Origin of the sequence: Cytobacillus sp. FSL R7-0680 (genome assembly GCF_038009245.1) — a bacterium.
In the GTDB taxonomy this organism is placed as follows: domain Bacteria; phylum Bacillota; class Bacilli; order Bacillales; family Cytobacillaceae; genus Cytobacillus; species Cytobacillus kochii.
The window spans coordinates 926607-949095 of record NZ_JBBPAO010000001.1; the positions used below are offsets into that span (position 1 = coordinate 926607).

Genomic DNA, 22489 nt, shown 5'->3' on the forward strand with positions numbered 1-22489 from the left:
ATCGTGGGCTGAAACGTGGCTCTGTTTTTTTACTATTTTATCTTTAATTTAACTTGAATTGTTTTGTAGGAAGTTTCCATTTATAAGTGTAAGATAATACTCTAAGGGCTGTAATTGTTATGAATAATATTATGAGTTCTACTGCTGATGTGAAAATATTTAATCCAATTAATAGCCCAGTAATAATCGCCCAAACAGCATAGATTTCTGATCGTAATACCAAAGGTTTTCTTTGTGCTAATAAATCACGAATCATTCCACCACCACTACCGGTTAATACTGCGGCAACGATAATTGCGCTTAATGGATGATTCATATCAGCAGCATAAAGTGCACCTTGTATAGCAAATGCTGATAATCCGATGGCATCAGTGAAGTTTCCCCACTTATGCCAATGCTTCAATAAGTGATGGGGAAAAATAATAATCAATGTAATAGACAAGAGGGCGATTTGAAAAAAAGTTCCCTGTTCCCACAATGTTGATACGGGTACCCCAATTAATAAATTACGGATGGCTCCCCCACCAAAGGCAGTGACAATACCTAAAATATAAATGCCTAATATATCATAATCTTCTTCCATTGCTACGATAGCACCGCTAATGGCAAAAGCAATTGTACCAATCATACTTAAAAAATCCCAAGTTAACATCACATATCACCACACGTTCTTAAAATCCTGCTAAAACACAAACATATAGATTTTAACATGAAAAAGCATGAAATCAATGATTTTCAATAAATAAATTTTTGTGGTAAACAATAATTATTGATTACTTAGCAGGGACATTTTGGATAACCGGAAATTTTCTCCCTTTAACGTAAAGAATAATTAGTGAATTACAAAAGAATTTGATATGATAATGATATGTTAAAAAGAAAGTAGGGCTTTAATGGAACAACAGTCTTTTAAAGAAAAAGCGATACTTGTCGGCTGTCAAACGACTGAAGACGATTTGCAATATAGTTATTCAATGGATGAGCTTGTGTCTCTAACAAAAACAGCTAAAGGTGAAGTGATTACAAGTGTTGTACAAAAAAGAGAGAGAATTCATCCATCTACATATATAGGAAAAGGGAAAGTTGAAGAAATATCACGCCTACAAGAAGAGACCGAAGCAGATGTGATTATTTTTAATGATGAACTATCTCCTAGTCAAGTTCGTAACTTATCCGAATTCATTTCGGCAAGAATTATTGATCGAACCCAGTTGATTCTTGATATTTTTGCTGGCAGAGCTCGTTCAAAAGAAGGGAAACTGCAAGTTGAACTAGCTCAATTAAAATATTTACTACCGAGATTATTGGGACAAGGAACAGCACTTTCACGCTTAGGCGGGGGAATTGGAACAAGAGGTCCAGGTGAGACAAAGCTTGAATCAGATCGCCGTCATATACGAAGGAAAATTGATGATATTGATAAGCAATTGAGGGCAGTTGTTCATCATAGAAAGCGTTATCGTGAAAGAAGAAAGAAGAACCAAGTACTGCAAATAGCCTTAGTAGGTTATACGAATGCGGGTAAATCGACCTTGTTTAATCGCCTAACCGAAGCTGATTCCTATGAAGAAAATCAATTATTTGCCACACTTGATCCAATGACAAGAAAAATGTCTTTACCAAGTGGATATACAGCTCTTTTAACCGATACAGTTGGATTTATACAAGACTTACCGACTACGTTAATTGCAGCTTTTAGATCTACTTTAGAAGAAGTAAACGAAGCGGATCTCATTTTACATGTAGTCGATATGTCTAATCCGGACTACACCCAACATGAACAAACCGTACAACAATTAATTGATGATTTAGAGCAGGAAGAGATTCCACAATTGATTGTTTATAATAAAAAAGATGAAGCACATGAAAGGTTCATTCCAACAAAAGGTAGGCACACGTTACAAATGAGTGCATTAAATGATCGTGATCGCTATTTGCTAAAAGAAGCAATTGAACATGCGGTCACCCAATTAATGGATTCGTATACTGCTGCAATCCCTGCATCTGAAGGAAAGTTATTATCGCTCCTAAATACGGTGACTATTGTGCGGAGTAGTGAGTTTATAGAAGAAAAACAAATGTATTTGGCTAAAGGTTTTTACTTCAAAGATCATCCAATCACACAAATGCTAAATCATTATAGAGTATAGAAAGTAAAGGTGTAAATCATGTTCCAAAGCTTAATAAATGGAGAATCTCTTTCTGAGATTGTTCAAGAAGTAGAAAAAAAAATTTCTTGTGTGACACATAAAATAGAGGAAAGAATAGATGAGAATCAATTTCGGGTTCTGCGGAGTTTTCAAAAACACCGTGTAAGTGATAGCCATTTTATACCGTCGACGGGATATGGTTATGACGATGCGGGTAGAGATACTTTAGAATTAATCTATGCAGATGTCTTTGGTGGCGAAGCAGCATTGGTTAGACCACAAATCATTTCTGGTACGCATGCTATATCCACTGCGCTATTTGGTATTTTACGACCGGGGGATGACCTTTTATATATTACTGGTAAACCATACGATACGTTAGAAGAAATCGTCGGTATAAGAGGTAAAGGGGTAGGGTCTCTAAAAGAATTTCGTATTGGGTATGATGCGGTTGAATTGCAAGAGGATGGTACTGTTGATTTTGAGGTACTCAAAGAAAGAATGACATCCTCAACAAAGATGGTTGGTATACAACGTTCAAAAGGTTATGCGGAAAGACCATCATTTACAATAAATGAAATTAAAGAAATGATTCATTTTGTTAAGTCCATCAACCCTGAAGTCGTTATCTTCGTCGATAATTGTTATGGTGAATTTGTTGAAGAAATGGAACCTTGTCATGTTGGTGCCGATTTAATGGCCGGTTCCCTTATTAAGAACCCAGGCGGTGGATTGGCGAAAACGGGTGGTTATATTGTTGGAAAAAAAGCCCTTGTTGAAGCGTGCTCTTATCGATTAACTTCCCCTGGCATTGGAGCGGAAGCTGGAGCCTCACTATATAGTTTACAGGAGATGTATCAGGGTTTTTTCTTAGCCCCCCATGTAGTAGGACAAGCTTTGAAGGGAGCGGTTTTTACAGCTGCAATTCTCGAATACTTTGGGATGAAAACTAATCCAAGATGGGATGCAGAGAGAACAGACCTTATACAATCAGTACAATTTGGTGATGCTAAAATGATGGTTGCCTTTTGTCAAGCGATTCAATATGCTTCCCCAATCAACTCTCACGTTACTGCCTATCCAGCATATATGCCAGGATATGAGGATGATGTCATTATGGCTGCGGGTACTTTTATACAAGGAGCAAGTATTGAGTTAACAGCAGACGGACCTATTCGGCCCCCGTTTGAAGCATATGTTCAAGGCGGATTAACCTATTCTCATGTGAAAATCGCCATTTGTACAGCGTTAGACCAATTATTAGAGAAAAAACTCATTCAAAAGTATTAATAAATATAGGGAAAGGAGGCGGATATACGCTGCCTTCTTTCAGTATTAGGAAAAAAGTTTGAAAATTTCATGATTTCCATGTGATAAAACATAACATTTTGTTGACAGATTATCTAACACGACATATAATAGGATATAAGATACAAAGAAATTAAAAGTAAAAGAATGAAGGAGGAGAGATGGTTGACTGGAAGTGAAATACGTCGTTCCATGCCGCTCTTTCCAATTGGCATTGTGATGCAGCTGACTGAGCTAACAGCAAGACAGATTCGCTATTATGAAGAACACCAATTGATTACTCCAGCTAGAACGGATACGAATAGAAGGCTATATTCATTGAATGATATTGATAAGTTGCTAGAGATCAAAGATTTAATTGATCAAGGTGTCAATATGGCTGGAATAAAGCAACTATTCACAGTGAAACAACAACAAGAGATGGATGAACAAGCATTTAAGAAGCAAGAAGAAAAAGTGAGACACGATTTGTCAGATGACGAATTGAGAAAGCTTTTGCGTAAAGAATTTATGCAAGCAGGTAGGTTTACTCGATCGTCTTTAAGACAAGGTGATTTATCACGCTTTTTCCATTAAAATAAAAAATCTTTTCTTGACTTTAAAGGAGGAAACACAAGGTGGCAAAATTCACTAAAGAAGATATCACACGAATTGCTGAAGAAGAAAATGTAAAATTTATCAGATTACAATTTACTGACATTTTAGGAACAATTAAAAACGTAGAAATCCCAATTAGTCAGCTTGAAAAAGCTTTGGACAATAAAATGATGTTCGATGGTTCCTCAATTGAAGGTTTCGTTCGCATTGAAGAATCAGATATGTATTTATTCCCAGACTTAGACACATGGGTAGTCTTCCCTTGGACAGCTGAAAAAGGAAAAGTTGCACGTTTAATCTGCGATATTTATAATCCAGATGGTACGCCATTCGCGGGAGACCCTCGTAATAACTTAAGAAGAATCCTTAAAGAAATGGAAGACCTCGGCTTTACAGATTTTAACCTTGGACCAGAACCAGAATTCTTCTTATTTAAGTTAGATCAACAAGGTGAACCAACTTTAGAGCTTAATGATAATGGTGGTTATTTTGATTTAGCTCCAACTGATTTAGGTGAAAATTGCCGTCGTGATATCGTTCTTGAGCTAGAAGAAATGGGCTTTGAAATTGAAGCTTCTCACCATGAAGTGGCTCCAGGGCAACATGAAATCGATTTTAAATATGCTGATGCACTTACAGCATGTGATAACATCCAAACATTTAAATTAGTGGTTAAAACAATTGCACGTAAACACGGTTTACACGCAACATTTATGCCAAAACCATTATTCGGTGTGAACGGATCAGGTATGCACTGTAACGTTTCATTATTTAAAGATGGTGTAAATGCATTCTATGATACAAAAGGTGATTTAGAACTTAGTGATACAGCACGTAATTTTATTGCAGGTATCATTAACCATGCACCAAGTTTCACAGCAGTAACAAATCCAACAGTAAACTCTTTTAAACGTTTAGTGCCTGGATATGAAGCTCCTTGTTATGTTGCTTGGTCTGCAAGAAACCGTTCACCACTTATTCGTATCCCAGCATCACGTGGTGTCAGTACACGTGTAGAAGTACGTAGTGTTGACCCAGCTGCCAATCCATACCTTGCAATGGCTGTTCTTCTTAAGGCTGGATTAGATGGTGTGAAAAACAACCTAACACCACCAGCTCCGGTAGACCGTAATATCTATGTTATGAGCAAAGAGGAACGTGAAGCTGAAGGTATTAAAGATCTTCCAGCTACACTTTATAGCGCGCTAGAACTTCTTAAACAAGATGAAGTAATGGTTGCTGCACTTGGTGAACATATTCTTGAGCACTTTATTGAAGCAAAAGAAATTGAGTGGGATATGTTCAGAACGCAAGTTCACCCATGGGAACGCGAGCAATATTTACAAATGTATTAATAGATAATACCAAAGTGGTTTTTCAGACTGTAGGTAAACTCGGTGTAATCGAGGTACCTACAGTCTTTTTTATTTAAAAATAGAAGAAAGTAAAGCGGTGAGGATCATCATTGAGGCGTTTATTATGAACCTCTTTACATTTAATTTATAGAAGTAGCCTTAACATCTGATTTTTCATAAAAACTTAAGAAGATGTAATATAAAATGGTCTTTTAACAAGGTAATATAGCCCGTACAACTCTTCATCTTCCACATATAGTATTAACATAACCATAGAAAGGAGGATGAGAATATGGGATATAATAATCAAAACTATTCAGACTCATACGGATATGATCATAATGATTGTGGATGTGATGAGTTCTTTAGGAACATTTCCCGTGGTGAGGATGTGAAAGTATTCCTTAAAGGTGGCGGCCATGTGTTCGGAGAGTTTATCGATGTTCGTGGAAATTTAGTTTTTCTAGCAAAAGCTAACTGTAATCGTCACGATGATCGTCACGATGATCGTCATGATGATCGTCACAAAGATTGTTGCAACAAGAAAGATCGTGTAAGGATTACTACGATCTGTTGTGATGATATCATTGCAGTTGAAACTCGATAGTAAGAGTCCTTTTTATGAGTCTAAAAGAAGTTCTTGCAAGGGGTATAACTGCTTCGTATCATCATTCAACTAATTAATAGAAACTAAAAAGGGTCTCAGATAAAAGCAGCCATAATGGCTGCTTTTATATATTTGCTAGGATAGGTTTGAAAAACAAAAAAGGTCCACAGAGAAAAATAAAATGGTCTTTCAACAGGGGGATATAGCCCGTACAACTCTAAGACCATCCACATATAGTATTAACATAATCATAGAAAGGAGGAAGAAAAATGGGATGTAATAATAATTTCTATGGAAGAGGCTCAAGATATTCAGACTCATATGGATATGACAACAACAATCACGGTTGTGGTAATTACAGTAAAAACGACAATAAGGATTGTGGCTGTGATGAGTTCTTTAAGAATATCTCCCGTGGTGAGGATGTGAGAGTATTTCTTAAAGGCGGCGACCATGTGACAGGAGAATTCGTTGATGTTCGCGGTAATTTAGTTTTCTTAGCAAAAGCTAACTGTGATCGTCACGATGATCGTCACGATGATTGTTGCGACAAGAAAAATCGTGTAAGAATCACTACGATCTGTTGCGATAATATCGTTGCAGTTGAAACACGATAGTTAGGAGTTTCTTTATTGTGTCTTAGCGGATGCAAGGGCTATAACTGTTTAGTATTAACATTCAACTTGGTATCTATTTAATAGATACCAAAAATCGAGTTCAAAGCAGCCATAAAGGCTGCTTCTTTATTTTAGTTAGATAGGTTTGACAAACAAAAAGAAGGTCCACAGAGAAAATAAAATGGTCTTTTAATAGGATGATATAGCCCGTACACCTCCTTTATTATCCACATATAGTATTAACATAATCATAGAAAGGAGGAAGAAAAATGGGATGTAATAATAATTTCTATGGAAGAGGCTCAAGATATTCAGACTCATATGACAATAACAATCACGGTTGTGGTAATTACAGTAAAAACGACAATAAGGATTGTGGCTGTGATGAGTTCTTTAAGAATATCTCCCGTGGTGAGGATGTAAGAGTATTTCTTAAAGGTGGCGACCATGTGACAGGAGAATTCGTTGATGTTCGCGGTAATTTAGTTTTCTTAGCAAAAGCTAACTGTGATCGTCACGATGATCGTCACGATGATTGTTGCGACAAGAAAAATCGTGTAAGAATCACTACGATCTGTTGCGATAATATCGTTGCAGTTGAAACACGATAGTTAGGAGTTTCTTTATTGTGTCTAAACAGATATGTATGCAAGGAGTATAACTGTTGAGTATTAACATTCAACTTGGTATCTCTTTATTAGATACTAAAAAGAGTCCAACCAAAGCAGCCATAACGGCTGCTTCTTTATTTTAGTTAGGATAGGATAGCAAATTAAAAGATAGAAACAAAGAGAAAATAAATGGTCTTTTAACAGGGGGATATAGCCCGTACACCTCCAATACCCTCGACATATAGTATTAACATAATGATAGAAAGGAGGAAGAGATATGGGATATAATAATTGTTTTTTTGGAAGAAGACCAAGATATTCAGACTCATATGGATATGACAACAACAATCACGGTTGTGGTAATTACAGCAAAGACGACAATAAGGATTGTGGCTGCGATGAGTTCTTTAAGAACGTTTCCCGTGGTGAGGATGTGAGAGTGTTTCTTAAAGGTGGCGGCCATGTGTTCGGGGAGTTTATCGATATTCGCGGTAATTTAGTCTTCCTAGCTAAAGCAGACTGTGATCGTCACGATGATCGTCACGATCATTGTTGTTGTGACAAGAAAGCTCGTGTAAGAATTACTACGATCTGTTGTGATGATATTGTTGCAGTTGAAGTATAAGGAACTTAGGAACCCCGTAAGTTGAGAGTGCTTTTACTGTGTTTTAATGGAAGCTTATATATGGGAAAATAACTATTGCTAAAACTAAAAGGTATCTTCAAATACCGTTTTAACGGCTGCTTCAGACTGTAGATAAACTCCTTAAATGAGTTTGTCTACAGATTTATTTATTAATAATAGGAAGAAAAATTATAAGTAATGATGCGGATAGTCGAAATCAATGAGAAATAGTTACTTTAAGCGATTTAGTACTTGTGGGTTATTGGGTATGTAAAATCAAGGGGGGCAATTGATTCATTTATGAACTGAATTTAAGGTGTATGTATGATGAAGTAGGTCGTTCAAGTTACCAATCAATTGAATAATTGGCATTTAATCATCCTAGCTATTTGTTTTCATGAAAAATGCTTTAATATTTATTTACCCATAAAACATCATGTCAAGTAGTAGGTATCAAATTTAAAAACATTAGCTCGTATTGAATGGATGAACAGTACTTCAGGAGAGTGGTTCTATGGGCTGTGTAAGACATACATATTACAATTTAAGAAGCAACACAAAACGTTAAACGAAAATGTGTTATGTCCCTTCCATAAAGGTGAAATAGAACTGTTTAAGCGGGTATTTCTAGCGCTAGAATAGTAGGTAAAAAGCGAAGTTGTCTAAATAAAATCTGTTCTTGTTATATACAACAAAAAACCGTTCATAAGAACGGAATAAAATTTTATTCTTGATCTTTTACTTTTAGGGTATCTAATAATTTTAAGATACCCTCACCTCCCATACCAGATACGAGAGAGATGATGAAAACAGCAGTGGGGGAATCCGGTGTTGTTGTCACAATGACAAATACGGCCGCCAGTCCTCCTAGTAAGATGTCTTCTAAGAACCCTAAATAAATGAATTTTTTCGTCATCCGTGGCTTGACTAGTTTGCCTAATCTCTGCAAATGTCCTGCAACACCGACAATTCCACCAATCAACGCAGCGAAGAGAATGTTCATTAACATTTTTCCTTCACACTCCTAAAGCCGAGATTTTTTTGCGACCTTAGGTTGATTCTTGGTGTAAATTTCATTATAATATATTTTTGTCTCGATGTAATGATTCTATTTTACTGAATTTTTCAAATTTTATAATTGTATGAGTAACATATAAAGATAATTGCAAACTATTAAAAAGGAGTGTCAATAATGACACTCTTTTTTAATGTATTTGACGATAAACACCAATAACTTTGCCTAAAATAGATACATTGTGCAAGATAATCGGCTCCATAGTAGGGTTTTCTGGTTGCAAGCGGATAAAGTTCTTCTCTTTAAAGAATCGCTTAACGGTGGCCTCATCATCTTCTGTCATAGCAACCACGATTTCTCCATTATTTGCTGTTTGTTGCTGCTTGACTATGACATAATCACCATCTAATATGCCAGCTTCAATCATACTTTCTCCCATAATTTCAAGCATGAAGATATTTTCATCACTCGGAGCCATTCTTTCAGGTAAAGGGAAATATTCCTCAACATTCTCAATCGCAGTAATGGGGTGACCAGCAGTAACCTTACCGATAATAGGTACGTTCACCGTTTGCACTTTAGGTATTGGGTTGCTCTCTTCTAGATTTAATACCTCAATGGCACGGGGTTTTGTCGGATCTCGACGAATAAGACCTTTACTCTCTAGTCTGGCTAGATGGCCATGTACGGTTGAACTTGAAGCAAGTCCAACAGCTTCACCTATTTCCCTAACGGAAGGTGGATAACCTTTTTGTTTTACTTCATCTTTTATAAAATTCAATATATCTTGCTGCCTCTTAGATAATTTCACGCTATCACGCACCTTCGTCAATTTCATTAAGATTATTATACCATCAGTAGTAAATAGATACAAACATAAGTTCGAATTTTCTTATTGACAGAAACAAATGTTCGCATTATACTAAAATTATTAAATCGAACATATATTCTATTCAGGGGTGGCAATTAATGATAAAACAATTGTGGAATTCTTATAGTTATGCTATTATTCTTATCGCTTTTAGTTTCGGTATGGTTTTCTTATTATTTTTGAACACTGGTAATGCAAATCAGGAGGAATATGTAAAAGTTGAAGTAAAACAAGGAGATTCTTTATGGAAAATAGCGGAGGAGTTTAAAGATGCCCATAATATGTCTTCTAAAGACTTTGTTGCTTGGGTAGAAGAATTTAATCATATACATTTAGGTAAAATACATCCTGGTGATACGGTATATCTTCCCATTACAAATGGTGAAATAATATCTGAAACAAATTTAGCTAGTGTGATATTAGAAGACTAAAGGAATGAAAGAGAATGAATGTAATTATATATTGCAGGGTGAGTACGACGAAGGATACCCAGGAAACGTCTCTTGCTAGACAAGAAGAAGAACTTTTACATTTAGCGAGAATGAAGGATATGAATGTAGTTGAAGTCATACGTGAGAAAGCAAGTGGCTATGATTTAGAAAGAATTGGTGTGTTGCAATTATTGGAGTTACTTAAACAAAATCAAGCAGAGGCTGTTCTTATTCAAGATGAAACCAGGATTGGAAGAGGAAATGCTAAAATTGCCATCTTACATTGTATACTTAAAGAAAATGGGAAGATTTATACAATTGCCCATAATGGAGAATTGCAACTTTCAGATTCTGATTCTATGGTATTACAAATTGTTAGCATGGTTGAAGAGTATCAAAGAAAACTACATAATGTAAAAATAAAAAGAGGGATGCAAAAAGCTGTTCAAAAAGGCTTTCGACCTGAAAAAAATTTAAAAAACCAAGGAAATATAAACGGAAGAGAACGAATAGAGGTACCAATAGAAGAAATAGTAAAATTGAGACAAAATAACCTTACTTTTGCAGAAATTGCTGCAACGTTAAGAGGCTTTGGTTATAAAATATCTAAAGCGACAGTAAACCGTAGGTATAATGAATATATAGATGATATAGAGCAGATGGATAATGAATCATCATGATATAGGCATAATAAGTTAAGTCGATTGATTAGTTGTAATTTAACTTAAAAACTAAGAAATATTAGTACTGATACCAAGCAAGATAAAGGCATACTAAAAGATCCTACAATCGTTCGTGGGTTCAGACAAGTGAACTGTGAATGGTTATTTGTTTCCGAGGATTCATCCATGTTTTTTCATTTAACGTTAGTTGTTAGTGAAAGTATTATTCCCTTATTCCCCTTATTTACATACATACGCTCCCTATATTAATAGTCTCACATTTTTAAGTTGAGAACACTGCTACATTGCCATACCTAATAATAAAGCAATACGATACCAACTTATTGGCGTCTGAAATGAAAATCAAAAGATGATTGTAAAACTGCTTTCTTGTAAAATGCAGTCATATTTAGTAATATGGCTATTAAGTATCTTCTCCATATGGGATGAAGAACTTTTTGGATGGGAAGGAGTGTAGCACAATGATTTCAAAAGAAAAATTAGCGAGAATTAATTCGCTTGCTAAGAAAGCGAAAACAGAAGGTTTATCAGAACCAGAAGCAAAGGAACAATCTAAATTAAGAAAAGAATATTTAGAGAAGTTTAGAGCTTCTATGTTAAATACATTAAAAGGTGTTACTGTTATTGACCCTGAAGGTAATGATGTTACACCAGAGAAGTTAAAACGTGAACAAAATAAACCACTTCACTAAGATTGTGTTTATAAATTTTTAAAAGGAAACTGTCACGAACAGTTTCCTTTGTTGTTGTTTTATATGACAATTATATAATTTTTTACCTTTCTGGTTGTAACTGAAGGTGAAAGTCTATTATATTTAATTTGTAGGATATATATTGAAAGGATGTCGTTCATGTTCAACAAAACAGATGCTTTATCAATTAGTGCCATAAGAACATTGTCTATCGATGCAGTCGAGAAGGCAAACTCTGGTCATCCAGGAATGCCAATGGGGGCTGCGCCAATGGCGTATACTTTATGGACAAAGTTTATGAATCATAATCCCAAAAATCCTGATTGGTTTAATCGTGATCGCTTTGTGTTATCTGCGGGTCATGGGTCTATGCTTTTGTATAGTCTCCTTCATTTATCGGGATATGGTCTTTCTTTAGATGATATTAAAGAATTTCGCCAGTGGGGTAGTAAAACACCAGGACATCCTGAATATGGCCATACACCAGGTGTAGATGCGACAACAGGTCCATTAGGACAAGGGATTGCCATGGCAGTAGGGATGGCAATGGCAGAAAGTCACTTATCAGCTGAATATAATAAAGATGGCTACAATGTAGTAGACCACTATACATATAGTATATGCGGAGATGGAGACTTAATGGAGGGAGTGTCTGCAGAAGCAGCTTCTCTTGCTGGTCACCTTCAATTAGGAAAGTTGATTGTAATGTATGATTCTAATGACATCTCATTAGACGGAGATTTAGATCAATCATTTTCTGAAAGTGTAGCCGATCGTTTTAAAAGTTATGGCTGGCATTATCTTCGAGTAGAAGATGGAAATAATCTCGATGAAATTGCCCAGGCAATTGACAGCGCTCGTCAAAATACTACACAACCGACGTTAATAGAAGTTAAAACAGTAATTGGTTATGGATCCCCGAATAAGGCAGGCTCATCTGCTTCTCATGGTTCACCACTAGGCTCATCTGAATTAAAATTAACAAAAGATGCTTATGAGTGGACATTTGAAGAAGATTTTCATGTTCCTGAAGAAGTATATGCACACTTCAAACAAAATGTAGCTATTAACGGTGAAAAAGCAGATAGTGAATGGAAAGATCTTTTCGCTGCTTATAAAAAAAATCATCCGGAATTAGCAGAACAGCTAGAAGGTGCAATCAAAGGTGAATTACCAAATGGTTGGGATAAAGATATTCCCGTATATGAAGAAGGTAAAAGTTTAGCCACTAGAGCGTCTTCAGGGGAAGCTCTCAATAGTATTGCGAAGAACTTACCATCTTTCTTTGGTGGTTCAGCTGACTTAGCAGGTTCGAATAAGACGATGATTAAAGATGCAGAAGACTTCTCAGCAACTAATTATGCTGGAAAAAATATTTGGTTTGGCGTACGAGAATTTGCTATGGGTGCCGCTTTAAATGGTATGGCTTTACACGGTGGTCTAAATGTTTTTGGAGGGACATTCTTTGTATTCTCTGACTACTTAAGACCAGCTATTCGGCTTGCAGCATTAATGAAGCTACCTGTTACTTATGTTCTTACACATGACAGTATTGCTGTAGGTGAAGATGGACCTACTCATGAACCAGTTGAACAATTAGCAGCGCTTCGTGCCATGCCAAATTTAGCAGTTATTCGCCCAGCTGATGGAAATGAGACTTCAGCTGCTTGGAAGTTAGCGATTGAATCAAAAGATCAACCAACAGCACTTGTGTTAACTAGGCAAAATATTGCTACACTACCAAACTCAGCAGAGTTAGCCCCTGAAGGAGTTCAAAAAGGTGCTTATGTGATTGCAAAAGCAGAAAAAGAGCAACCAGATGCGCTTCTTTTAGCGACAGGGTCAGAGGTAGAATTAGCGGTGAAGGCTAAAGCTGCTTTAAAAGAAGAGGGCTTTGATGTGGCAGTAATCAGTATGCCGGATTGGAAACGATTTGATGCTCAATCAAATGAATATAAAGAATCTGTATTACCTAAAAATGTAACCAAACGTTTAGCCATTGAAATGGCAGCATCATTTGGCTGGCATAAATACGTCGGTCTAGAAGGCGACGTTTTAGGAATTGATCAATTCGGTGCTTCTGCACCAGGAGATATTCTAATAAAAGAGTATGGGTTTACTGTAGAGAACATCGTAAGTAAATTAAAAAGTTTATAAACATGAGCGAAGAGGGAATTTCCCTCTTCGTTTTTTTTCGACAAAAAAAGTAGAAATTTATAACAAAAAGAGACAGAAAATACAGAAATAAAATTTTATAATAAGAAAAAGACTTGTCTAAAAAAGGAGTAATTCTATGAGAACGTATCAGCTATATTTAATAGATGAACCTTTTGCGTCTCATTATTTTGGTAGAGAGCAAATGTTTTATCAGCTGTTCAAGGAATATGAACAAGCGACTGGGACGATCCAATTTATTTTGGGAAAACAAATTGCCTTTATCACCAAGAATATTCCAAAAGATAAAGTAAATAATGATTTATATAGAGAATTATATGCAGAGAAAAAAGTTTCTTATAAGAGTAATGCGTTTTATATTAAAGAAAAAAATAGTCAAGCTAAGTTGATGATCTATGATCGTTTTCTTAGTTTAGAGGCTCAAGGAAACTATGATGCAGAGACGGTGTTCTTTGAAGTCCTACGAAAAGAAGAAAGTTCTTATTTAGCTATCGACCTTTTTCATAATCGATTTGGCTGGTTAAAGCCAATAAAAGAAAGAAAGTTTGTCTAAATTAGAGAAAATCATCAGCAAATATTGTATAATAACCTTTGGTCTAGTACACTGTATGATAGACAACATGAAGGAGGAAGTAGTATGTGGACATATATTCTAGTTGGTATATTAGCATTACTTGCTGGTGTAGCACTAGGATTTTTCATCGCTCGTAAATATATGATGAGCTACCTAAAGAAAAATCCACCAATTAATGAACAAATGCTTAAAATGATGATGATGCAAATGGGAATGAAGCCGTCTCAGAAGAAAATTAACCAAATGATGAATGCGATGAATAAGCAACAACCTGGAAAATAACTTACGAACGTTGATATATCAAGGGTTCATCAACTAGTTACACCATTTAATATGTAAGAATTAAATCTATCAATATCGACAGGGTGAATCCTTCACCTTTAAAAATTGCTAGAAAATGGTGTAACTTACTCCATATCAAAATATAACCACTTTTCCTGTAGAAACTTAACCAGGGAGAGTGGTTTTTTTGCGTCTTGATGAAGTTATATCTGAGTATTTTTATCATTGTCATGCAAAGGGGTTTACTCCTAAAACCATTAAAAACAATCGACAAGAGTTAAAGCAAATAACTCTTTATTTGAAAGAGAAAAGAGGAATTGAAAACTTAGAGAGTATCACCGTATACGATTTAAAAGCCTATGTCCGTTACAAGCATCAGCGGGATTGAAACCTCAAAGTATTGTTTCAATGTTTAAAATGATTAGAGCTTTCTTCAATTGGTGTGTGTCAGAAGAATATTTAGATGAAGATATAACTAAAAAAGTTGAACTACCTAAAGTACCTAAGAAGGTATTAAAAGGATTCACTTCCGAAGATATCACAACCATGATCAATGTTTTTTCTTATCAAAACTATATGGAAGCTCGTAATAAAGCAATAATTGCTATGTTATCAGACTGTGGACTTCGTTCGATGGAAATTAGAGGGCTTAAGTTTAGCAATGTCAAAGAAGCTTATCTTTTGGTAAATGGTAAAGGGAATAAAGAAAGAATGGTTTATATTAGTCCTGAGCTTAAAAAAATACTGATTAAATATGATAGAAAACGTAAGGAATATTTTAAAGATAAGCTCAATGATGATCGCTACTTTTTATCTTACAAAGGTGGAGAACTATCACATGTAGGCTTGTATAACGTAATAAAAGAAGCAGGAGAGAGAGCTAAAATAAAAGGGAAACGTATCTCTCCGCACTCATTTAGACATTTTTACGCAGTCCAGTGCATTTTGAATGGCATTGATATTTATACATTGTCTAAATTACTTGGACACAGTGAAATTAGGACTACCCAAAGGTATCTGCAGTCACTGGAGGACTTTAAATTGCTTGAAAAAGCCATGCCATCGAGTCCGTTAATGACTATTAATAAAAAGAGATAAACAAAAAAAGTCTGTGCTACCAACACATGGCTTCAACTTACCATATTAATTGCTTGCCAACAATTGAATACGGAATTTTCCTGCCTTTATTTTACTTAAAAAAATAGTAGATGCAAGGTTTAGTTTCTTATTGTCTTTATTAGGGAATTCCCTTGTGAGATGCCGTTAAGCACAAGTAAATAAATTACGTCAGGTGCTGACCCAGCCAACGCAAATAAATGGGGATAGGATAGCTCAGTATCCGAAGGGCGAAAGCTACCATAAAGTGCTGACGAAGGAAGGACAGTGGCAGATATGCCAGTAAGATAAATCACTCATATAAGTCTTTAAATAGCTTTTATGGCCGCCTAGGGCTGTTTGAGGTGTGTAGGTTTATTAGGGTTGATAACCCTCTATGTTTATGCTTAATAATTTTCAAACGCTTTCTCATTTATTAGTTTCCTCCTCATTTCTATTCATATTGTCTAATTTATCTAATGTTACATCTACTTCATTGTAATAATCTTTACCGTATGGGAAATGTATGGACTGAGATAAAATTACTGAAGAGATTAAATCATTATCTTACCAATTATTTTATAGATTATTTCTATACTTTCTGGCAAGAATTTAAAATTATATAAGAATATTAACTTTGTTGCAAGTGTAATTAGGGTTAAAATGAATTTATCTTTAAATAATGAATACCTAATAAAATGTCTTTTATAGTAAAATAAACCATAAGGGGGGATATTTTACTATGACAACAACTGATTGGATTCAAATAGCAGCAATTATAGTTAGTCTTATAACATCTTTAATTGCTATCATTATTTCTAGTAAGTCACTTAAATTAACAAGGTATTCTATTGAAGAAGCTAATAGACCTTATGTAGTTATCTATGAAACTGATGTTCAAGTATCAAAAAGTATACACACATATCTAGTAATCAAAAACTTTGGCAACACTGGAGCAACAATAGAATCAATAAATTACTATCCAGAATATAGAGATGTGATTTTTAACAGACAACCATTTTTAAAAGTAAAAAATCACTTTATTGCTCCTGGTCAACAATTTTCAACATCTATAAGAATAAAAAATAACTCTAATAAAGAAGTAAGAACTTTTCATATTAAATACCGTGATTCAGCTAATAAGATATATAGAGAAAAGATAATTCTCAATGAATTTTCTACATCTGAACTAGTGCATGCCAAAACTATTCCAGATAAAAATACAAGTCTAGAAACAGTAATATCAAAGGCAACAGAAGAATTAATACGGAGAAATTTATAATAAAAGAGTTATTTCATTATACACCTAAATAGAAGTTGGAGGTAAAAGGTTTTTATTCAATAAAATAAAGGTGCAAAAGAAATCAAACCTGACCAAATAGTCGATTGTTAACAAAATTACTAGATATATATTATAGGATGCTTTACTGAAATTATTAAAAATGTCCCAAAGAAGCGAGTATGCTTGTTTCTTTGGGATGAAAGTAAAATTTATGGAACATAATATTAACCTTTTAATAAGGCATAGATTATTACGCTCAAGACAATGCTTATGAATAAAGAAATTAGCCAGTCTCTTTTTCTGGTGTTTTTCAGCAGTATATTCAACACAGAACTGATTATTAAAAGTATAATAAAAATTACAAAAACCATAAATAAATCCATTTTCTTTGTGCTCCTTAATTTGATTTGTCATTCACTCGACATTATCCAAATAATACTAAATTAAAAAGATTGTTTCAACTATATCTGAAACAATCTTTTTAGAAATAGACTATAGTCCTGTTACAGAACCAGAGTATTTACTAGATTTAGCATAGTAAAGTGGTGGCTTATCATATCCAGTACGCTCTGCTTCATCATATATCACTAAACGATAATCGCCATCTCCAGAACTGACATTAAAGCTTATCTGACTTGTACTCGTCACTGACTTCGTGGCTTTTGTGCTCCACCAAAGTCCGTTGCTTTTTTGTACTTCAACATATACACGCTTTTTTTTATGAGTCTTTATAAATTTATCTACCTTAAATTTAACATTTATTGTATCTTTACTTGAGTAGAAGTGATGATAATTTTTTGGGTGGGATGCAGTACTTTCCTTTGTTGTGCCACTAAAATTAGTAATATGAACATCAGCAAACACAGATCCCGAACCAACGAATAAAGCTATAATTAGTATTAATAAAAACGTTAAACCCTTAGTAATTTTCGACATAAGCTTAAGCTCCCTTCTATATTAACTGCTGATTTTTGCTGTAATGATTCTATAGCTTTTTGTAGGTGCATAAAAATCAACAACAAGAGTAGTATAATAAGAGATTGGTGACCATTTTAATGCAGTAAAAGTCCCTTTACTTGTTAATTTTCCTATCTTTGCATCTCTTCCAATAGTGCCGTCTACTCCCTGAATGTTTGTGCTAGCTGATTTACCATACATTGTTCCACTAAGATCTTCGACATAAGTAATGGCCTTAAGTAAACTGCCGTCCCATGTGAATTTCCCACTTACTCCGTGCCTAAAATTAAATCCTGATGTATTTGCTACAAATGCTTGATAGCTTTTAGATCCAATTGCTTGAATACCTACATTATTTTTACTAACGGTAGTATTATCTTTAACGTTGAATCCTAAAGTCATATTTTCTGAAGATACTTCAATATTTTCTTCTCCATTTTCGAGCTTCTCATTTGCCTCATCAACTAAGATTTGAAGCTCTTCATTCAACTGGTTAATCTCTTTTAGGGTGGGATAGCTATTATTTTCAGATGCACTGGCATCACTTGCTAAGTGAAATACGCTAACTCCAAGACTAAGCGTAAGTATTAGAAATAGTTTTTTCATAGATTTATCATCCCTTACATTTTTTTCAGAAAATAGTTCATTTGTGTTTAAGAGGCCTCTTTTTAACAAAATTGGATATTTATTTCCTGTCAAATTCCAGTATAAGGTATTTGTTGATAGAATAAAAGTCTAATATTGTAAATTGACACTAAATAAATAGAAATAATAGTTTATTACTATTTTTCCTAATTTTAATTTAGGTGAATGGTATTTTTGTGACCGATTTTCTCAGGACTAAAGACCTAACGCTGTTATTATAAATATTATACAAATAGGAACGCTTGTTCTATAATAGTTGTAAAGAGATGATCTTATGGCCATACAAGATAGAGGAAAGAAAAAGTGGCAAGGTTTCTTTATGACTTGTTTTACAATATGTTAGGAATTTAATTTGTAGAAATGCTATAATAGTAACAGTTATCACCTAGAGAAGAATTAACTTCTTCCCTAGGCAAAATGTTTATTTGCGGTACCTTCTTCTATAACTTGGGCATTTAGGAGAAGGTTTTTTATTTTGCTTTAATGACCTCAGAAGAACCATTTTTAATCTTGTATCGTGACTAAAATGTTATCTCTAAAGTATAGGTATTTATAGCCTGGGGATACGGTAAAAACACTTTAAATTTTGACAATACTGCACCTCCTAATATAGTTAAATTGCACCATATTATAGTTGGAATTTTCTTTATTTATCATAAAATATCCACTGTTTAGTTAACTTGTATAGGAATATCATGGTAAAATATAGGCCTTAAGATACTGGGGGGGATTTTGTTGACACAAAGTCATTTGGCAAATTATAGCGATGTTAAATTGGGTAAAGTTGGTAAAAAATATGATAGAGAGGATTTTATCAATTACTTAGATTTAAATGGTTTTGTTGTGTTGACCGTAGAAAAAAAAGAAAATTTGCATGAATTTGCTGTTATCGAACGATTGTCTACAGTAGCCAATCAGAGAAGAACTATCTATGTTGAAGTAGATGAAAACAATAAAATAGAAAAAATCTCAATTTTCCATGGTATTGTACATAATAAGAAAGTTGCTGATAATGATTTTTATCTAGGGTTGGTAATTGTTAGCTTTATCATTTTTGCGATAGGATATTTCTTATTTTGGTTTTTTAGAAATGTAATATAAAACAAGTATTTTAATAGATATGAGGAAGTAAGCATGATTCAAGCATTAGTTTAAACGAGTAGAAGAGTAATAATTAAGAGGAGACTATAGAATGAAAAAAGGGTTTTTATCTGTTTTACTTTTAATGGGGTGCGGAGCTGAGGAGATAAAAGAAACAGAAAAATCCTCAGAAGAAATTGTTACAGATGTATCCAAAGTTGACAATGAGAAAGAAGCAAAATATATCAAACCAGATACGAAAACAGTAGAGGGAAACAATGATGAGGGAGAGGATATTATTGCTTTTCATTGGCACAATATCGAAGCATTACCAAAAGCAGAAAACTTCACAGAAGCGGTAGAAACCATTTTCGGTAAAGATCGATATTACTATGATTATACAGCGGAAACCATTGAAAAAATGATTGATGTTTACAAAGCGAATGATGATAAACAGGTTGTGACTGTTAAAAATGGTGATGATGATAAACCTATATCATTTGTTGGAGGGTTCATATTTGATTTATCAATTGACCTAGATGTAGATCCAAGAATGGAAATGATTGATTTTTTACATTATTTAAAAATGAGTGATTTAATCAAAAGTGATTCAGATACGTTCAGCTATGCTATTCGCTTATATAATAAGAGAGAACCTGGAATGAACTATTCAGAGCCAGCTATGTTGTGGTCAATCAAAGGAAAGGCAATTGCTGAAATGGATTTTAATGATAAAACATCAATTTATAAAAGTATATACCAATATGGTAAATATGAGGGAATGTACCCGACCGAATAGAAGAATTAAAATAATCATGCTCTAGAGGAGAAAAGGAAAAAACATTGCCATATGACAAGAAAAATATTTTAGTAGAGATAAGGAGGTTATTCATATGGACAAATATGTAATTGTATCAGACGATGAGAAATATTGGAATAAAAAGAAAAAGGAGTGGGTTAATAATTTTTCACAGGTGACTCCACTTGAGTTTGAGGAAGCTCAAAATATAGCAGAAGATCTTGAATCTGACTATGCTATAAGTATCAAGTCATTCAGCAAAGAATTGATGAAGTATAGTAAATAACCAATTATAAACCAGCATTTTAAAAAAGCATAGACAGTATTAAAATAATCATTTTATTTATGTACATTTAATAAAATTGGAGGTTTTTATGTTTACTAAGGAACATATTCAAAAGACAGTAGTTGAGGGAATAGTTGGCGGTTTTAGATATCATAGAATACGTATGGGAGACGCATGTGCATACACATCATATTTAACAAGAGACTTAATGAAAAGGTTTTATAATTTAGACGTAGAATTGGTAGCAGGTGAATTAAGGTTTACTGATTTACCAATTGCCTACCTTTGGAATCCGCCAAATGAATTCCACATGTGGGCAAAAAAAGACAAAGATATAATAGACATTTCTATAATGGATTTGACTAGAAGGGATGAGTTTAAAAAGGGGAATAGATTTTATGAATTTAGCGACTGCGATTTTAATGTAGTTTGGGAAGAGTGGCCTTATGGCGGTCAGATATATAACGAAATTGAAAATGGACTAGATAAGATAGAGTCTCCTGTTGATTCTGAAGATTATATAGACATTCTCAACTATGCAATTAAGTATATTGAAAATCACAATCGGTGATGTAACAAGATAAAAGAAATATTTTATAGAATGGTATAGAGGTGAATTTATTTCAAATGAAGAACTTAAAGGCTGTACATTCAGAAACATTAAAAGTCTCAAAAAATGTATTAGATAATGTATTCAGAGGTAAACGCAGAGAGTTTAAATATGAAGATGTTGTAATATTTGGTCTTTTTGAAGACATGTTAGGGAAAGTTGGATCATTTATAAAACTGCTAGAAATGAACGATTACAATGTTTTACTTGGTATATCTAGAATGGTACTAGAAAACTACGCATATTTAAAGTACATCTTAGAAAAAGATACCGTACATAGAGGTGAGACCTATTTCTACTCAACCGCAATGAACAAGATTCAAGTATATGATATATACTCAAAAGATAAGCAAGTAAAAGATTATCTTGGTCTAAGTCAAAGTGTTTTTTCCCCTGCTTTCAAAGAAGATATAAAAGAAAAGTATAAGAGATCGATTGGTTCTAAAAAAACTAAAGATAAATGGTACAATTTTAATGGTAAGATTAATAACTTTAGAAAACTATGCGATTATCTAGGTATTGATTTAGAATATAAAATACTCTATAAAATGCAATCAACTGAAGTACATGCACAAGATATTTTCTCATTTATAAGATTAGAAAATGAAAAAATATCTGTTCCAAAAAAGACTTATAATCCAGAAGCTATAATTTGGAAACTCATCAGTTTTTTAATAGATACTGTTAAATCAATCTATTTATATTACCTGTTACCCAATGAAATTGGGAAATACAATAGTGATTTATTATTGGTATTGGATAAAAAAAACTAATATATCAGCAGATAAAATGACAATTTTAAATGGAAGCGAGATAGTATAGTGCGAGAATACACATTGCGATCAATATAGGAGGCAGGCAATGAAAAGAACTCTGAACTTAATTCTTTTAATAGCGATAGCCATACTAGTAGCATGTGGTAAAAGCGAAGCGGTTGAGAACTATGAAAAGTGCAATGAAGAGTTAGAAACAGAATGTACTCAGCAAGAATTTGAAGAATGGTTAATGATGGAGGCGGAATATAATAAGCTTATCCCCTTCAGTGAGCTAGATCCTTCAAACCAGATAGAGTACTTAGATGATGTTGAAGATCAGGTTGTGGAAATATTTGGGGACAACTGATTTTGATAAAATAATAAATA

28 protein-coding genes are annotated in these 22489 nt (G+C 34.0%); 23 read left to right on the forward strand and 5 right to left on the reverse strand.

The features are described from left to right. Positions 1–43: 43 nt before the first annotated feature. Positions 44–652 carry a trimeric intracellular cation channel family protein gene (locus MKY26_RS04730; protein WP_095369445.1) on the reverse strand — a complete coding sequence of 203 codons (609 nt, stop codon included), beginning with the start codon at positions 650–652 and terminating at the stop codon, positions 44–46. Positions 653–893: 241 nt separating this feature from the next. Between MKY26_RS04730 and hflX the strand changes: the two genes are divergently transcribed. From hflX to MKY26_RS04770, 8 genes are all read left to right on the forward strand, one after another. Beyond that, the gene (gene hflX / locus MKY26_RS04735; protein WP_341092238.1) at positions 894–2150 is read left to right on the forward strand and encodes a GTPase HflX; all 1257 of its coding nucleotides are present in this window, start codon (positions 894–896) and stop codon (positions 2148–2150) included. An 18-nt stretch (positions 2151–2168) separates the two neighbouring features. Continuing rightward, the gene (locus MKY26_RS04740; RefSeq protein ID WP_095369444.1) at positions 2169–3440 is read left to right on the forward strand and encodes a methionine gamma-lyase family protein; all 1272 of its coding nucleotides are present in this window, start codon (positions 2169–2171) and stop codon (positions 3438–3440) included. 183 nt (positions 3441–3623) lie between these two features. After that, complete coding sequence (locus tag MKY26_RS04745) at positions 3624–4034, forward strand: MerR family transcriptional regulator (RefSeq protein WP_095369443.1); 411 nt, start codon at positions 3624–3626, stop codon at positions 4032–4034. Between the two features lie 41 nt (positions 4035–4075). After that, a complete protein-coding gene (gene glnA, locus MKY26_RS04750; RefSeq protein ID WP_095369442.1) occupies positions 4076–5410 on the forward strand; it encodes a type I glutamate--ammonia ligase in 1335 nt (444 codons plus the stop codon). 292 nt (positions 5411–5702) lie between these two features. Further along, the gene (locus tag MKY26_RS04755) at positions 5703–6017 is read left to right on the forward strand and encodes a hypothetical protein (RefSeq protein ID WP_322909250.1); all 315 of its coding nucleotides are present in this window, start codon (positions 5703–5705) and stop codon (positions 6015–6017) included. A gap of 269 nt (positions 6018–6286) precedes the next feature. Then, positions 6287–6634 carry a hypothetical protein gene (locus tag MKY26_RS04760; protein ID WP_322909251.1) on the forward strand — a complete coding sequence of 116 codons (348 nt, stop codon included), beginning with the start codon at positions 6287–6289 and terminating at the stop codon, positions 6632–6634. Positions 6635–7083: 449 nt separating this feature from the next. Then, a complete protein-coding gene (locus MKY26_RS04765; RefSeq protein ID WP_157733735.1) occupies positions 7084–7245 on the forward strand; it encodes a hypothetical protein in 162 nt (53 codons plus the stop codon). Positions 7246–7684: 439 nt separating this feature from the next. Continuing rightward, positions 7685–7870 (forward strand): hypothetical protein, encoded by a 186-nt coding sequence (locus tag MKY26_RS04770; protein WP_157733734.1) that lies wholly within the window; start codon positions 7685–7687, stop codon positions 7868–7870. A 724-nt stretch (positions 7871–8594) separates the two neighbouring features. Here MKY26_RS04770 and MKY26_RS04775 read toward each other — a convergent pair. Then, on the reverse strand, positions 8595–8879 hold the full coding sequence (locus tag MKY26_RS04775; protein ID WP_224936226.1) for a DUF4257 domain-containing protein: 285 nt from the start codon (positions 8877–8879) through the stop codon (positions 8595–8597). Between the two features lie 196 nt (positions 8880–9075). Beyond that, complete coding sequence (gene lexA / locus MKY26_RS04780) at positions 9076–9723, reverse strand: transcriptional repressor LexA (RefSeq protein ID WP_095369436.1); 648 nt, start codon at positions 9721–9723, stop codon at positions 9076–9078. A 131-nt stretch (positions 9724–9854) separates the two neighbouring features. Between lexA and yneA the strand changes: the two genes are divergently transcribed. From yneA to MKY26_RS04825, 9 genes are all read left to right on the forward strand, one after another. Continuing rightward, positions 9855–10187 carry a cell division suppressor protein YneA gene (gene yneA, locus MKY26_RS04785; protein WP_095369435.1) on the forward strand — a complete coding sequence of 111 codons (333 nt, stop codon included), beginning with the start codon at positions 9855–9857 and terminating at the stop codon, positions 10185–10187. Between the two features lie 14 nt (positions 10188–10201). Then, positions 10202–10867, forward strand: coding sequence for a YneB family resolvase-like protein (locus MKY26_RS04790; RefSeq protein ID WP_095369434.1), 666 nt, complete (start codon positions 10202–10204; stop codon positions 10865–10867). A 464-nt stretch (positions 10868–11331) separates the two neighbouring features. Next, complete coding sequence (locus tag MKY26_RS04795) at positions 11332–11562, forward strand: DUF896 domain-containing protein (RefSeq protein ID WP_095369433.1); 231 nt, start codon at positions 11332–11334, stop codon at positions 11560–11562. 159 nt (positions 11563–11721) lie between these two features. Then, entirely contained in the window at positions 11722–13719 is a 1998-nt protein-coding gene (gene tkt, locus MKY26_RS04800; protein ID WP_095369432.1) for a transketolase, read from the forward strand. A gap of 136 nt (positions 13720–13855) precedes the next feature. Continuing rightward, positions 13856–14290: a sporulation inhibitor of replication protein SirA gene (gene sirA, locus MKY26_RS04805; RefSeq protein WP_095369431.1), complete on the forward strand. Its 435-nt coding sequence runs from the start codon at positions 13856–13858 to the stop codon at positions 14288–14290. An 84-nt stretch (positions 14291–14374) separates the two neighbouring features. Then, entirely contained in the window at positions 14375–14593 is a 219-nt protein-coding gene (locus tag MKY26_RS04810) for a YneF family protein (protein ID WP_095369430.1), read from the forward strand. 187 nt (positions 14594–14780) lie between these two features. Continuing rightward, positions 14781–14981 (forward strand): hypothetical protein, encoded by a 201-nt coding sequence (locus tag MKY26_RS04815; protein WP_341092242.1) that lies wholly within the window; start codon positions 14781–14783, stop codon positions 14979–14981. A gap of 20 nt (positions 14982–15001) precedes the next feature. Next, positions 15002–15691, forward strand: a complete 690-nt coding sequence (locus tag MKY26_RS04820; protein WP_341092244.1) for a tyrosine-type recombinase/integrase — start codon at positions 15002–15004, stop codon at positions 15689–15691. Between the two features lie 739 nt (positions 15692–16430). Then, positions 16431–16970, forward strand: coding sequence for a hypothetical protein (locus tag MKY26_RS04825; RefSeq protein ID WP_341092246.1), 540 nt, complete (start codon positions 16431–16433; stop codon positions 16968–16970). A gap of 492 nt (positions 16971–17462) precedes the next feature. Here MKY26_RS04825 and MKY26_RS04830 read toward each other — a convergent pair whose 3' ends face one another. Beyond that, positions 17463–17906 carry a hypothetical protein gene (locus MKY26_RS04830; protein ID WP_341050884.1) on the reverse strand — a complete coding sequence of 148 codons (444 nt, stop codon included), beginning with the start codon at positions 17904–17906 and terminating at the stop codon, positions 17463–17465. A 21-nt stretch (positions 17907–17927) separates the two neighbouring features. After that, on the reverse strand, positions 17928–18533 hold the full coding sequence (locus MKY26_RS04835; protein WP_341092249.1) for a hypothetical protein: 606 nt from the start codon (positions 18531–18533) through the stop codon (positions 17928–17930). A 774-nt stretch (positions 18534–19307) separates the two neighbouring features. Here MKY26_RS04835 and MKY26_RS04840 point away from each other — a divergent pair. The 6 genes from MKY26_RS04840 to MKY26_RS04865 all read left to right on the forward strand — a co-directional run bounded on the left by MKY26_RS04840 (position 19308) and on the right by MKY26_RS04865 (position 22469). Continuing rightward, positions 19308–19673, forward strand: coding sequence for a hypothetical protein (locus tag MKY26_RS04840; RefSeq protein ID WP_341092251.1), 366 nt, complete (start codon positions 19308–19310; stop codon positions 19671–19673). A 91-nt stretch (positions 19674–19764) separates the two neighbouring features. Beyond that, on the forward strand, positions 19765–20451 hold the full coding sequence (locus MKY26_RS04845; protein ID WP_341092253.1) for a hypothetical protein: 687 nt from the start codon (positions 19765–19767) through the stop codon (positions 20449–20451). Positions 20452–20545: 94 nt separating this feature from the next. Further along, complete coding sequence (locus MKY26_RS04850; RefSeq protein WP_341092255.1) at positions 20546–20737, forward strand: hypothetical protein; 192 nt, start codon at positions 20546–20548, stop codon at positions 20735–20737. Positions 20738–20825: 88 nt separating this feature from the next. Further along, entirely contained in the window at positions 20826–21308 is a 483-nt protein-coding gene (locus tag MKY26_RS04855) for a hypothetical protein (RefSeq protein WP_341092258.1), read from the forward strand. A 56-nt stretch (positions 21309–21364) separates the two neighbouring features. Further along, positions 21365–22120, forward strand: coding sequence for a DUF5677 domain-containing protein (locus MKY26_RS04860; RefSeq protein ID WP_341092261.1), 756 nt, complete (start codon positions 21365–21367; stop codon positions 22118–22120). Positions 22121–22208: 88 nt separating this feature from the next. Next, positions 22209–22469, forward strand: a complete 261-nt coding sequence (locus MKY26_RS04865; RefSeq protein WP_341092266.1) for a hypothetical protein — start codon at positions 22209–22211, stop codon at positions 22467–22469. Positions 22470–22489: the final 20 nt, after the last annotated feature.

Bases quoted from the DNA above. Each gene is read 5' to 3' on its own strand.
- MKY26_RS04850 (WP_341092255.1), top strand. From the start codon at position 20,546: ATGGACAAATATGTAATTGTATCAGACGATGAGAAATATTGGAATAAA.
- MKY26_RS04775 (WP_224936226.1), bottom strand. From the start codon at position 8,879: ATGTTAATGAACATTCTCTTCGCTGCGTTGATTGGTGGAATTGTCGGT.
- MKY26_RS04820 (WP_341092244.1), top strand. From the start codon at position 15,002: ATGTTTAAAATGATTAGAGCTTTCTTCAATTGGTGTGTGTCAGAAGAA.
- MKY26_RS04865 (WP_341092266.1), top strand. From the start codon at position 22,209: ATGAAAAGAACTCTGAACTTAATTCTTTTAATAGCGATAGCCATACTA.
- MKY26_RS04835 (WP_341092249.1), bottom strand. From the start codon at position 18,533: ATGAAAAAACTATTTCTAATACTTACGCTTAGTCTTGGAGTTAGCGTA.
- MKY26_RS04845 (WP_341092253.1), top strand. From the start codon at position 19,765: ATGAAAAAAGGGTTTTTATCTGTTTTACTTTTAATGGGGTGCGGAGCT.
- MKY26_RS04755 (WP_322909250.1), top strand. From the start codon at position 5,703: ATGGGATATAATAATCAAAACTATTCAGACTCATACGGATATGATCAT.
- MKY26_RS04730 (WP_095369445.1), bottom strand. From the start codon at position 652: ATGTTAACTTGGGATTTTTTAAGTATGATTGGTACAATTGCTTTTGCC.
- MKY26_RS04855 (WP_341092258.1), top strand. From the start codon at position 20,826: ATGTTTACTAAGGAACATATTCAAAAGACAGTAGTTGAGGGAATAGTT.
- MKY26_RS04810 (WP_095369430.1), top strand. From the start codon at position 14,375: ATGTGGACATATATTCTAGTTGGTATATTAGCATTACTTGCTGGTGTA.
- MKY26_RS04795 (WP_095369433.1), top strand. From the start codon at position 11,332: ATGATTTCAAAAGAAAAATTAGCGAGAATTAATTCGCTTGCTAAGAAA.
- tkt (WP_095369432.1), top strand. From the start codon at position 11,722: ATGTTCAACAAAACAGATGCTTTATCAATTAGTGCCATAAGAACATTG.
- MKY26_RS04790 (WP_095369434.1), top strand. From the start codon at position 10,202: ATGAATGTAATTATATATTGCAGGGTGAGTACGACGAAGGATACCCAG.
- MKY26_RS04825 (WP_341092246.1), top strand. From the start codon at position 16,431: ATGACAACAACTGATTGGATTCAAATAGCAGCAATTATAGTTAGTCTT.
- lexA (WP_095369436.1), bottom strand. From the start codon at position 9,723: ATGAAATTGACGAAGGTGCGTGATAGCGTGAAATTATCTAAGAGGCAG.
- yneA (WP_095369435.1), top strand. From the start codon at position 9,855: ATGATAAAACAATTGTGGAATTCTTATAGTTATGCTATTATTCTTATC.
- MKY26_RS04760 (WP_322909251.1), top strand. From the start codon at position 6,287: ATGGGATGTAATAATAATTTCTATGGAAGAGGCTCAAGATATTCAGAC.
- MKY26_RS04830 (WP_341050884.1), bottom strand. From the start codon at position 17,906: ATGTCGAAAATTACTAAGGGTTTAACGTTTTTATTAATACTAATTATA.
- MKY26_RS04860 (WP_341092261.1), top strand. From the start codon at position 21,365: ATGAAGAACTTAAAGGCTGTACATTCAGAAACATTAAAAGTCTCAAAA.
- sirA (WP_095369431.1), top strand. From the start codon at position 13,856: ATGAGAACGTATCAGCTATATTTAATAGATGAACCTTTTGCGTCTCAT.
- MKY26_RS04740 (WP_095369444.1), top strand. From the start codon at position 2,169: ATGTTCCAAAGCTTAATAAATGGAGAATCTCTTTCTGAGATTGTTCAA.
- hflX (WP_341092238.1), top strand. From the start codon at position 894: ATGGAACAACAGTCTTTTAAAGAAAAAGCGATACTTGTCGGCTGTCAA.